This window comes from Calditerrivibrio sp., from assembly GCF_049968475.1.
In the GTDB taxonomy this organism is placed as follows: domain Bacteria; phylum Chrysiogenota; class Deferribacteres; order Deferribacterales; family Calditerrivibrionaceae; genus Calditerrivibrio; species Calditerrivibrio nitroreducens_A.
The window spans coordinates 162,328-175,256 of record NZ_JBMFQS010000003.1; the positions used below are offsets into that span (position 1 = coordinate 162,328).

Annotated in this window: 11 protein-coding genes; 3 read left to right on the forward strand and 8 right to left on the reverse strand. The window is 32.5% G+C overall.

The window, feature by feature from the left end; genetic code table 11:
* Positions 1-234 precede the first annotated feature (234 nt).
* From ACP5Q2_RS04620 to ACP5Q2_RS04630, 3 genes are all read left to right on the forward strand, one after another.
* Positions 235-3,309: a UvrD-helicase domain-containing protein gene (locus ACP5Q2_RS04620; RefSeq protein WP_428097693.1), complete on the forward strand. Its 3,075-nt coding sequence runs from the start codon at positions 235-237 to the stop codon at positions 3,307-3,309.
* Entirely contained in the window at positions 3,302-6,067 is a 2,766-nt protein-coding gene (locus ACP5Q2_RS04625) for a PD-(D/E)XK nuclease family protein (protein WP_428097696.1), read from the forward strand. Before ACP5Q2_RS04620 ends, ACP5Q2_RS04625 begins: the two co-directional genes overlap by 8 nt.
* A 251-nt stretch (positions 6,068-6,318) precedes the next feature.
* On the forward strand, positions 6,319-6,609 hold the full coding sequence (locus ACP5Q2_RS04630) for a HesB-like (seleno)protein (protein ID WP_424604904.1): 291 nt from the start codon (positions 6,319-6,321) through the stop codon (positions 6,607-6,609).
* A 97-nt stretch (positions 6,610-6,706) separates the two neighbouring features.
* Here ACP5Q2_RS04630 and ACP5Q2_RS04635 read toward each other — a convergent pair whose 3' ends face one another.
* From ACP5Q2_RS04635 to ACP5Q2_RS04670, 8 genes are all read right to left on the reverse strand, one after another.
* Positions 6,707-7,795, reverse strand: a complete 1,089-nt coding sequence (locus ACP5Q2_RS04635) for a hypothetical protein (protein WP_428097699.1) — start codon at positions 7,793-7,795, stop codon at positions 6,707-6,709.
* Positions 7,792-9,150, reverse strand: a complete 1,359-nt coding sequence (locus ACP5Q2_RS04640) for a TIGR01777 family oxidoreductase (protein WP_428097702.1) — start codon at positions 9,148-9,150, stop codon at positions 7,792-7,794. Before ACP5Q2_RS04640 ends, ACP5Q2_RS04635 begins: the two co-directional genes overlap by 4 nt.
* A gap of 81 nt (positions 9,151-9,231) precedes the next feature.
* A complete protein-coding gene (locus ACP5Q2_RS04645) occupies positions 9,232-9,468 on the reverse strand; it encodes a hypothetical protein (protein WP_424604901.1) in 237 nt (78 codons plus the stop codon).
* Positions 9,443-10,345, reverse strand: coding sequence for a sigma-54-dependent transcriptional regulator (locus ACP5Q2_RS04650; protein WP_428097705.1), 903 nt, complete (start codon positions 10,343-10,345; stop codon positions 9,443-9,445). Before ACP5Q2_RS04650 ends, ACP5Q2_RS04645 begins: the two co-directional genes overlap by 26 nt.
* Positions 10,342-11,013 (reverse strand): sensor histidine kinase, encoded by a 672-nt coding sequence (locus tag ACP5Q2_RS04655; protein WP_428097708.1) that lies wholly within the window; start codon positions 11,011-11,013, stop codon positions 10,342-10,344. The genes ACP5Q2_RS04650 and ACP5Q2_RS04655 overlap by 4 nt, the downstream gene beginning before the upstream one ends.
* Before the next feature lie 36 nt (positions 11,014-11,049).
* Positions 11,050-11,445 carry a hypothetical protein gene (locus ACP5Q2_RS04660; RefSeq protein WP_424604898.1) on the reverse strand — a complete coding sequence of 132 codons (396 nt, stop codon included), beginning with the start codon at positions 11,443-11,445 and terminating at the stop codon, positions 11,050-11,052.
* Between the two features lie 39 nt (positions 11,446-11,484).
* Complete coding sequence (locus tag ACP5Q2_RS04665) at positions 11,485-11,751, reverse strand: ATP-binding cassette domain-containing protein (protein WP_428097712.1); 267 nt, start codon at positions 11,749-11,751, stop codon at positions 11,485-11,487.
* Between the two features lie 9 nt (positions 11,752-11,760).
* Positions 11,761-12,921 (reverse strand): ABC transporter permease, encoded by a 1,161-nt coding sequence (locus ACP5Q2_RS04670; protein ID WP_428097715.1) that lies wholly within the window; start codon positions 12,919-12,921, stop codon positions 11,761-11,763.
* Between the last annotated feature and the right edge of the window lie 8 nt (positions 12,922-12,929).

A 12,929-nucleotide genomic window follows, 5' to 3' on the forward strand; every position in this document is an offset into this window, starting at 1 on the left:
AAGTACTTGACAGCCCAAATGCGACTAATTGATGGTTGAAGAACAAGTTATTGCTAAATATGCTCTTTTATTTAAGTTTCCATTTTGTTATTATATATCATAAAGTTTTTCTTCAAATTTTTTCAACAATTTTTCAACAAAACGAATAGTTAAATCTAAGTATGAGTTATAAATTTTATGGAAATCACAAACCTATTATGCTATATTTTATTTAAAATATATTCAGAGGGTGAGATGAACGGCAATCTTAATTGTTCCAGCGAAGACAACAAGTTTAAACAATTTCTTTCCATAAAAGCATCGGCAGGTTCTGGAAAAACATACAATCTTGCCAGCAGATTTATCGAAATTTTGGGGCTTTATTTGAAGAATAAAAATTTCTCCGAGGGTATCATACCAACTAAGAATTTAAGCTCCATCATAGCCATTACCTTTACCAACAAGGCTTCGCTTGAAATGAAAGATAGAGTGATGAAATTTTTAAAAGGGCTTGCGGGGATAAGAAAAAATGAATTAGAAAGATCAGGCATATCTGAAGAGGATGCAAGAAAATTACTGATTGAGATATTGAAAAACTTTGAAGATATAAACGTTACCACAATCGATTCTTTTATGAACACCCTGCATAAAGCCTTTGCCGTTGATCTTGGGGTATACCTAGACTACGACATTACTTTTGATTCAGAAAAAATCTTTGAATCTGCCGTGAAATTGTTGTTTGAAGATGAGAAAAATTTTGAAGATCTTATAAATTTTTTAAACACGCTTCTATTCCTCGGCAAAGATGGGATGAATGGGGAAAAGATAATAATAAAAAATCTAAAAGAATATTACAAAATCGAATTGCCCGAAAATGTCATCTCATACACTGAAATTGAAAAGAAGATAAAAGAATTTATTAATGGTACGATTTCAGATCTCAATGAATATCTATTAAATGAGATAGGTGATCTTTCTAATAAATTAAATAGCTTGATCGATAGATATTATACAATATTCCATAGGAAAAAGATAAAACCCTATCAATCAATTAATCTGAATGAGGTTAATAAAAATTATGCGAAATATCTTAAGTTTCTTGAAAATGAAAATTTCGATGAGATTTTGAAAAAAGATAAAACTCTACCGCCGGAAGTACAGAATCTATTTAAAGAACTGTTAAATGAGATAATAAAAAATTTTAGATACTACGTGCTACTAAAGTATACAAAAGAATCTGAAGCAATATTTAAACAGATTGAAAAACTGAAAGAGAAAGAAAAAGATGTCCAAAAACGACTCAACATCGTGGATGGCAGTCAGATTACAAAGAGAATTACGGAGATATTAAAAAGCGATTCCGGTGTCCCTTATGCCTTCTGCAACCTTGGGGAACAGATAATGCACTATCTTATTGATGAATTTCAGGATACATCAAGAGACCAGTTTGAAGCCATCAGACCACTTCTGGAAAACAGTAAAGGTAGTGGGGGTTCTATATTCATGGTAGGAGACAAAAAACAGAGCATATATGGTTGGAGGGGTGGTGATTACACTCTATTCGACGAGGTGGACGAAGATTTCTTTCTTGAATCTATTACGCTTAAATCAAATTATAGATCGGGTAGGGATATCGTAAAGTTTAACAATATCTGCTTTGCTGAAGCCTTATTAAATGATATTTCAAATCTTATAACAGAATACAATGTAGCAGAAAATCTATCGGAGGAAATTAACAAGGTATATAGCGATGCATCCCAAATTCCTGTGCAGGATTTTAAAGGCTATATAAATATCCATTTAAAAAAGAACAATGATGAGGATACGGATGAATTTTATAAAAATAGACTTATCCGGATACTTGAAACATTATTTAAAAGGGGGGCTAAATATTCTGATATAATGATCCTGGTTAGGAACAACAACGAGATCGAAACTGTGGTGGATTGGATCCATTCAAAGGATGAATTTAAAAATATCCCTTTTATCACAGATGGGAATTTGAAAATAATCAATAATTTTAATATTAAAAAGACACTCCTTACAGCATCCTTCATAATAAATCCTGAAGATGACTTTTATATAAAATCGATTGGAGAGCTTGGGCTATTAACTTGTTTTGATGGATTGAATATCGATCCATCGGGCTATTCTCCATATGAGTTCTTTTTAGCCGTGATAAACTTACTAAAAATCGAAAATGACCTTTATCTAAAACGATTTCTGGAAGAGGTGGCACAATTATCGCTAAAAGGTAAAAATATTAGAGAGATAATAGAGCATTTTTATGAAAATCAGGATATAAGTATATCCTCTTCGGAAGAAACAGATGCCATAAGGATCATGAGTATTCACAAATCTAAAGGTTTACAGAGTGAAATAGTGATCCTGCCAATCTTCGATTGGGAACTTTATAAAAAAGATCGAATATACGATTATATACCGCTTTCTGATTTTTTGGAGGATTATGAAGGTGAAGAGATGATCTTCACCACCATAAACAGTTTAAAAGATATATCCAGGACAGCTAAAAGTATCTATGAGAAAAAAATAAAATTCCAATTGATAGAAGGTCTAAACCTTATGTATGTGGCTCAGACGAGGACAGTAAGGGAACTGTACATTACTGGTATATTTTCAAAAAATGAGTCTGGTAGATATCCAACCCCCATCAGATCCTCAGCTATTTTATGTGAAATGCTGAATAATTTTGAAAAATATGAAGATGGATCTAATATGGACTACACACTTGAACAGAATGAGATGGGAATCTTTTTTGTATGTGGAGAGTTAAAAGATTTTGAATCAAAAGATATTAACAAAACGAATGATTATAAGATGAATAAATATTACTTACCTGATTCTATCCTTTTTAGAATCAGAAAGTCTTTCATTGATGAGCCGGATATTGAAGATCTGAGAGAAGGTATGAAATTTGGGACGGATATTCACAAGCTATTAAGTATAATAAAGAAAATAGATGATGAGGAAAATATAGAAGCTGAAGTGGAAAATGCATTTAAAAGAGCTCATTCGTTGTATGATAATAAAATGTATGAAATAGTCGTTAATACTGTGAGGGATCTTAAAGAATACTTTATAGATATAGATGATTGTTGGACGGAAAAGGAATTTGTCACAAAATCAGGGAATATTTTTAGAATCGATAGGATCGTCAAAAAGGGTAACTTTTTTTATATTATCGATTATAAAACGGGTGAACCAAAAGAGGAAGACCGAAAACAGGTGGATTTATACCGCAGATTGATCCCCTATGAAACCACCGGGATAATCTATTACATCAAAAAAGGGGAAAAAGTGTATGTTTGAGCTGCATCTTGTGGATATCGATTACGATTTAATAGATCATTTATCAAGTATGATCAAAGATATTAAAAAAGATAAAATCATCTTTATTTCAGCAAATAGGCGACCGATAAGGTTTGTGGAGCAAAAGATAGATTCTCATCATATTCTAAAGACTGATTTTTATATTCTTGATGAATTTGTTAAAGATTTTGTGCAATATTTTTCAGATAACCCTCCCACCATACAATCACCCATTGAGAGATATTTTTTTATTCATGACCTTTTGAAGGAAAATCTGGAATTATACAATAAATTGGGTGGATCGATTCAAAAGGTATTCCCCTGGTGCAAGAGGATATCTTCATTATTTGATGAAATTGATAAACACAGGGTGGAAAATAGACTGCAAAACTTTCAGTATACCGAACTTGTGGAACCATCCAGAGGGATAGTGGAAAATCTAAAAAACCTTTATAGACGTTATAAAGAAAGAATGGAGGAAAAGAATCTTACATACACAGGGGATCTTTACGCTCAGATGCTTAATATTCTCAATAATAAAAAAACTTTTCCGGATTATGAAAATACCGCATTTATTCTCACAAATCTTGTGTATATCTCAGTTACAGAGGTGGAGATTCTGAAAAAATTATCAGAATTGTCAGATTTACATTTTGTAGTTTACGATGATTTGAAAAATAGGGGGGATATGTTTGAATCTTTTACAGCTGTGGAAAATCTAAAAAAAAGATTACAAAAGACTTTGTCGATGAAAATCAATGAGGTTTTGGATTCAAAAACTTTTAAAAAACCTGAAATAAATTTTTATTCCTTCAATGATACTATATCAGAAATGGATCACCTTGCAAATATTTTATACGATGGCTATCAAAATGTGGAGGCACCAAACGATACAGCCGTCATATTACCGGATGAAACCTCCCTTTATCCGCTTTTGATAAATCTGCCTCTGGATTACAAACCGAATATAAACATAACAATGGGATACCCTTTTATAAAAACTACGCTGTACATTCTCCTTTCCAATTTATTTGAATTGTGTATTGATATTAAGAAAGGTTTATATGATACCTTAAAAATCCCAGCCGAAAAGTTGATCACTATCTGTGATTATTCATCTATATTTTATGACCAAGATCTGAAAAAAAACCTGAAAGATATAAAATCCCATATATATTCCGTCCAGAGGAGTATAATAGAGATTGAAAAAGAGAGATTTACTCATTTTTACAACCTTATAATGAATTTTATAGAAATATCCACAATACATGATCTTTCTTCTAACTTAGAATATCTTACCTCTTTAATGCACAGGTACCCACCTGAGAAATTGAAGGAGCAGATTTTTACCGTTAATACGATTAATATTTTCGTAGAAAAGTTCTTAGAAACACTAAAAAAACTACCAAACGATAAAGAGATAAATGTAGAATTATCATATATAATATTTAAAGAGATTTCGAAAGATATTTTAATACCATTTGAAGGTAGCCCTTTAAGAGGATTGCAGATAATGGGTATTCTGGAAGCAAGAGGACTAAAATTTAAACATCTCTTTATTCCTGATATGAATGAAGGGGTAATTCCCTCTGTGGATAAAGTGGATCCATTGATACCTGAAAGTATAAAAAGGATTATAGGGCTACCATCTTACGAAGAGAAAGAGATATTGATGCGATACAATTTTTTCAGATTGGTTTATTCCGCCAAAAAGGTGTATCTGTTTTTTAAAACAGGTATGGGTGATAATAGTAAATTTGTAAGAAGTAGATACGTAGATCAGCTTATATTGAAAGAGGAGCTGGATGATAACCAAGAATTTGTTAATATCTATAAGCCGCAATCCAATTTTTTTACACCAAAACATGAGACATTATCTTTTCCAAAACCTTGCGATATAAGCCTAAAAAGCTATTCCCCCACAGCTCTGGATTGCTATCTTTCTTGTCCCTACAAATATTATTTAAGGTATATAAAACAGATACCACCATCCATAAATATCGACAGCGATTTTAAAGCAGATAAGGTGGGTTCAATTGTTCATGCAATTTTAGAGGAAACGATCGAAGTAGATAAACCTGTGAAAGATTCTTTTTCAGTGGAGAATGCTTTAACTATAATAGATCGTGTCAGAGAACAAGATAGCCATTTAACTACGAAGATAAATAATGATGATAATTTAAAAAACTATATTTTAGACATGAGTGAGCTGGAATATGAGATGTTTAAAAAAATACTGGAGTATAGATTCAACAATTTTTTAAGAACCCACTTTAACGATGAAAATTTAAAAAATTCTATAGTAATGGCAAAAGAAAAAATGATTAAAAAAGGGAAGTTGGAAGGAGTTGTGGATAGAATAGATAGATTAGGGGATAAGTTGATAATAATCGATTATAAAACAGGTAATAGTCTGAAACCGCCTTCTAAGAGAAAAGTAAATCAATTGTCAGATAAGATTGGCGATTTTGGTATCAACAGAGAGGATCTCCTTTCTTTGAAAGAGGATTTAAAAAGCGTTCAGCTTCTCACCTATATTGTATTAGCCAGTAGTAAATATAAGGCTGATGAATATGAAGGGATATACTATTTATTTAGCAAAAATAATGGGAATATTGTAAAATTTAAAGTAGAAAATGAAGTGGAGAATATAATAGCTTATATCATCAACCACATTGAAAAAACAGATCAGATCTATCCTCTTCCGGATAAAGATTGTGTTTATTGCGAATATAATAAGATGTGCAGGTTTGTATGAGAATTTGTGTAGGAAAATACTGTTACCACCATATTTGCAAACCTACGTCTTTGTCCATTGATGTATTATTCTGGCAGACACGCAGGTCTGCCCCTACTTTTCTTCCTTATTCTGAAGGATCTTATAATGATCAGTTATTGAAAATACAAGATCAAAATCATAAATATGAGTTGATGGCAGTGGAAAATATCGTTGACAGTTTTTAGCAAAGAACATATTTTATACCGACAAATAATTATAAAAGGTGATGTATGTTAAAAATAAGTGATATTGCCAGAGACAAATTAAACGAATTTATGAAGGACCATCCAGATAAGTGTTTGAGATTGGTTTTAGAAGGGATTGGTTGAGGCGGTCCCAGTCTGGGATTGGTTCTGGATGAGCCAAAAGAAGAGCAAGTCCACTTGATCAACGGTGTCCGTATAATGGTGGAAGATAGGATTCTAAATTATCTAGGGGATGTGCAGATCGATTACATCTCAAATGAGTATGGAGAGGGTTTTGCTATAATTCCTGAAAATTCAGGTGGAAGCTGCTGCTGATAATCAAAAAGATAAAATATGAACTCCCCACCAGCCCCTTGTATATAAGGAAGCTGGTGGGTTTATCTTATTCAAGATATCATCTTTTTTGAATATATTATACGTTTTTTATGCTTTTACTAAAAAGTATGACATAGAGAAAAACAGCAAAACTTATGGTGGCAATAAGGGAAAATATCGGAGAATAATAGCCCAGAGGTATCAAAATTGCCACAGTGATCCAGTGTAGGGTTATGACTGCATTCGAATTTAGAGATATGGGGAAATCTCTAAACCTTAAAATTACCGAAAGCCCTGTGAGATTCCAGCCATATAGTGAAACTATTCTATGTATATCTTTAATAAGTTTTGCATTTTCTAAAGTGTTGAAATTGGTAAAGTAAAGCAAAATATAAGCTATCCCTGTGACTGCTGTAAAATTTAAAAAAGCTATCCCTGAGGATAGAAAAAGCTTTCTCTGCTCCTTATACCCTAAAAAGTAATAAAGTATGAAAACAATGAAAACCATAATAAATAATATACTGGAGATTATGATTTCAAGGATTGGTGATTCAAAAAGTATAAATACAAAGAATACCACCACCCCCACATTTATCACCCAGAAAGATAGTATTTTTAAGAATTTCTGAAAGCCTGAAGGTGCCTTTTGCATGACTGAAAATATTATGGATAGAGTAATAAGGGAAACGGGGAAGGAAAAACCTAAAAAAAAGGTATTAAGCTCGAATTTTCTGAAAGGTAAAAGTTGAAAATATTTATGATTAATGATGGCAAATGAGGAAAGTAAGAGCCCAATGGACAAACAAAGCAGGGAGGCATGATGAAACTTCTCAGACATTTTATATCTACCAAGAAAAAACTGTTTTGGAAAGAAGCCAAATCTCTTAATCCTCACAGATTCCACCACAAAAAACATCACGATCGATATTAATATTGCCGCTTCATATTTTTCAAGAAATGCAAATATGGCATATAAAAAAGATGAAATAAAAAATATAGACGTTTTTCTGGTGAAATTTACCGAACTTTCCGTAAAATAGATAATTAGTGTGCCCCCTGCACATAAGTTTAAAAGAAATATATGTAATCTCTCGAAATGTATCCCCATAAAAAAATGGTGCATGAAACCAAAAATAAGTGCGTTAAGGATTATAAAGTAAAAAAGTGTCCGATTCTTTTCACTCATCCATCACTCCCCAGAAGGTGATCGAGGGCTGAAGTTAGATAAGGGAAATAAAATTTGTAATTTGAAAGATTTAATCTATCAGGTATTACGTAATTATTAGCCAACAATACCTCTTTTCCCAACCTGCCATAGATCAATTCCACTGTTTTTCTATTAAGATTGAGTATTCGCACTTTTTTAAGTTTATTTGATATAGTATCCACCATCTCTTTTTGAGTAACAGGAGATGGTGATACCATGTTGAATACCCCTTCTAATCTATTATGTATTATATGGGTTATCCCATAAATCAGGTCATCCATCGTAATCCAGCTTATATATTGGTTTCCATCTCCCAGGGTGGCTCCCAGATTGAGATTTACAAACTTCAAAAACTGTTTCAAAGCTCCCCCTCTGGGGGTCAAAACTACTCCTATCCTTAATATTGTGGTGGGGAAAAGATCGTTTTTTGCCACCTGTTCCCATTTTTGGCATAGATCGGCAATAAATCCATCCCCTTTTGAGCCATCTTCAGATAATCTTTCTCTTCTATCTCCGTAATACCCTATGGCGGAAGCATTTATGTAATGACTCAAAGGCTTTTCAAGTTTTTTTATTGCCTGAATCAGTTTACTGGTGAATACCACTCTGCTATCATAAATCGCCTGTAATTTCTTATCCGTCCATAACCCCTCAGATATAGGTTCCCCAGCTAAATTGATAACTATATCAAGATGTTCAGGTATATTTGTGAGCTCTTCTTTTTCCAAATTAAAAAATATTTCATCCCTCTGCTTAGCTGTTTTGCGTACTATTTTGTAAACAGTATGCCCAAGTAACCGTAAAAAAGAGGTCAATTCTCTTCCAATAACTCCGCTTGATCCAGCTATCCCTATCACAAACTGTTTATCAGTATGCTGTTTTTTGATGAAATCGATGTCATTCTTTGTAATTGTATGTCTGTAGCTGAAGGTTTTTCTAAGTTTTTCTCTGATCAGCTTTTCAGTAAATATGCTGGAAATTGAAGAAAATAGAGGTTCAAACTCAATGCTATCAGTTAGATAAGATTTGCCATCTTTGTTAGAACCAAATAAATGTGTATGTTCCCACCGTCTGAAAGGTCCGGTAATCTGGATATCCTTAAATTGTTTATTCTTTACATAATCGCAATGCTTTGAAATCCAGCGGAAACAAACCAGAGGTGCCAGCGTAACTAAAAATTCTGCATCAGAATCGATAAGGTTTTGGGGTTCTCTCAACACCACCACATCATCCCATGGCGGAATGAGTCTATTTACAACAGCCTTTCTTTCGTGATAAGAAAAAAGCTCTACAACGCTGCATTCAAACTCTGAAGTATATTCAAATTTTGACATATATTAATTATATTCTCAAAATAAAATAAATCAACAGGATAAATAAAAAGGGGATCTTTTTGGATCCCCAAAATTGTTCAATTATTTTTTTACAGGTATCAAACCATCAACAGTGAAACTGCCTCTGAGTGAAAGTTTAAAATTATTACCATTGCTATCTTTTAAAAATACATCGAAAGCATTGTCGTTTTTTTCTACCTTATCCAGGCTAAACCCTTTCATTTTTGGCAAAAGCTGTTCTTCAACAATATCCTCCACAATAGATTTGCTGACATCAATTATCATTCCTGGATTACCCTTTGATTTTGGACAGGACATATCCTTTTTCTACCATTTTTTTCAAGTCTCTATTTGTAGCCGCAATGACCCTTGTAAATATCTTCTTAGGTTTTGTATCCCCAACTTTTTCTATTTCACCCTCCTGTAGGAATCGCAAAATTTTAGGCTGTATTGACAGAGGTATATCGCCTATTTCATCAAGAAAAATAGTTCCACCGTCGGCTTCTTCAAGTTTCCCTTTTTTATCAGTATCTGCCCCTGTAAAAGCACCTTTTTTAAAACCAAAAAATTCACTTTCAAAAAGGTTTTCCGGTATTGCTGAACAATTTACTGAGATGAAATGTTTATGTTTTCTCAGACTTTTTATGTGGATATATTTTGCCACAAGTTCCTTACCAACTCCACTTTCGCCCATTATCAGGACAGGTGCGTCAGTGGGGGAGACTAAGTTGAGCTTTTGCATCAAATTTTTTATGGCTTCGCTACTACCGATTATCTCTGGTCTGATAGTTTCTTCGGAAATTATTTTTAGATTTTCATTTTCTTTTTTCATCGCAGAAAAGGATAAAGCTCTTTTTACTGCCAGAACAAAATCGTCATTGTCAAAAGGTTTGGAGATATAATCGTAAACCCCTTTTTTGAGAGCATTAACTGCGTCTGAAATATTGCCATATGCAGTCATTATAATTAAGGGTATATCCCTGAGGCTCTCTTTTATCTTTTCAAATAGCTTATATCCATCCCCATCTGGTAGTCGTAAATCTGTTATCACAAGGTCAAAATCATCGGTGTCGATAAGATAAAAAGCATCTTTTATGCAATTGCAGGTTACAGCATCAATCTTTTCTTTTTGTAGAAGCATCTTAATTATTTTTGAAAGTGATTCGTTGTCTTCAACTATAAGAACTCTGTTCATATAGGTATCCTTAGAGTAAATTTAGCTCCATTATCATTCTCCACAAAAATCTTTCCACCTATCTCATCACTTAATTTTAAAGAGATAGACAGACCTAATCCAGTCCCATCTTTTTTTGTGCTATAAAAAGGATCAAAGATCCTGTTATAATCTGATTCTTTAATACCTCTACCATTATCTTTAATCATAAAATATATATATTTTTCGTCATTATAAATAGTAATTTCAACTTTACCATCTGTTATTTCCTCTGCAGCTTCGAATCCATTTACTATAAAATTTAGCAATATATGTTTGAGTGCAATTCTATCAGATATAATATAATCAATATTACTTTTATTATTAATGGAATAACAAACGCTTTTATCTTTTAAATACATCTTTATATAGGTTGTTAATTCATCCAGGATTTCTGAAATACTTGTTCTTTCTTTATTGAATTCAGATTTACGAATAAAATGGTTAAACTTATTTAAAAAACTTTCAAGTTGCTCACTTTCTTTTATAATGATATTGACGAGTTCTTCATTTTCTTTGTCGTCTTTTAAAAGTTTTGCTGATGATTTTATTGATGTTAATGGATTTCTAACTTCATGGGCTATTGAAGCACTTACCTCTCCCATTAGCCTCAATCTGTCTATCCTTGCAAGCTCCTTTTCTATTTTCATTCTCTCTTCAATGCTATTTTGGAGTTCAGTCAAGAGTTATGCCTGCCTTATATTTGCCTGCTCTAATTTCTTCTTTTCTATAAAAAGCTTCTGAGTGAAAAATCCTGTGAAGAGAGCTACGGTATACATCATCAATATCTCTATAAATCCTCTTAATTTATAGTGGGGCAGGTTAAAGAAATACAGATAAACCTCATGATCGTATAAAAACGATATAATAAACGCGGAAATAAATCCACCGAGAAGACCCATTTTGATGGATGCATATATAACTACAAGATAGTATAGATAATAATGCATTATATGTATAAAATGGAACTGATCCTGCACAGATTTATGTAGATAAGTAACCATAACTATTGAAGAAATAATTATAATATACTCTTTTTTCCCGGCTGGTATATATAATTTGTCAATTGACAATTTTCCCATCCTCCAACAAAAAGCTTTTTGAGCCCAAACTGGCAAATTCTAATTCAAGGCAAAATCTTTTCTTCTCAATGATTCTATCATCTTTTTATCTTCAAAATCGATCTTTACGTTATTGAAAAAGATATCCCCCTCATCTGGTTTCAAAAGAGTACCTGCTACATTCAAAAGAGTACTTTTACCAGAACCGGATCTACCTGTTATCGATACAAACTCTTTTTCCTCTATTGTAAGGCTGACATCTTTTAGCACAACAGTATTTTTTTTATTACTATTAAACGATTTTGATACTCCTTTTAAAGTTAACATCTTGCCTCCTTATAGTGAAACGATTGTATCTGCAGGCTCTATTGTGGAAGCTTTATAAGAAGGGTAGCTTGCGGATATTAAGCTTAATAATACCATGGCAATCACCACAAAAAGCATTTCTAACAGATTGAAGGAAAAATTTATATTCTCAACATGAAGATATTTTAAAACTGAATTACTTACCATAAGGCTTAAAAGATAACCCACCAATCCACTTAAAAAACCTATTAATACTCCTTCAAAGCTGAATATTATAAAAATATCTCCACTGGAATAACCCATACTTCGGAGAATCCCTATTTCTTTTTTCCTTTCATTTACAGAATTAAAAATAAAAAGCGCTATCATAAAGCAGGAAGTTATGAGTATCACACCGCTCACCATATAGGATAGGTGTTGAACGAAGTAAATTGCCGACATCCTCTGTTTGACGATCTTCTGTAAAGCGTTGATTTTAACATCTGGGATAACCTTTTCAAGCTCTGCAACAATTTCATCTATTGGGCAGCCGGAGCATAAAGCGGAAATTTCAATAAAATTGCCTTTATTTATAAGCGCTGTCATTTGTTGCAATGTTAAGATGTCTATAAAAACAAGGTAATCCTCTTCAGAACCAACCTTTTCTAATATTCCAGAGACTTTAAATAATTTACCATTCAGGTTAACTTCATCACCTGTTTTTAACTTTAAGTTCATTGACGTTTCTGAACCAACCAGGATCTCATCTTTGTTGTGGGGTACAGTGCCATTTATATTCCAGTAATTTTTTATTTTAAGCTCTTCTGCAAAATTTACACCGACAACACCTATTTTTTTCCCATTAATCTCTTTTACAACTACTAATTTTGGTGCTATTGCACTGATGTTGTTTTTATATTTAATATTTCTGATTTTATCTATTAGTGGTGGTAGTTCCAGATACTTTATGTCATATAATATATTTCCAAGGTTTACACCACCATAATTGATAGTGAGGGATTCAGATTTTGGATTAATTATTATATTAGCACCAAATTTATTCAGTTTCTCTTCAAGAGTTTGGGAAACCACTTTAGAAACTTTATATAAAGAAACTACAGAAACTACACCAACAGAAAAAATGAACAATATTATGCAACTCCTCAAAATTTTTCGTCGAATATTCTTCAAAGGTATTGTAAAGATATTCACCTGAAGTC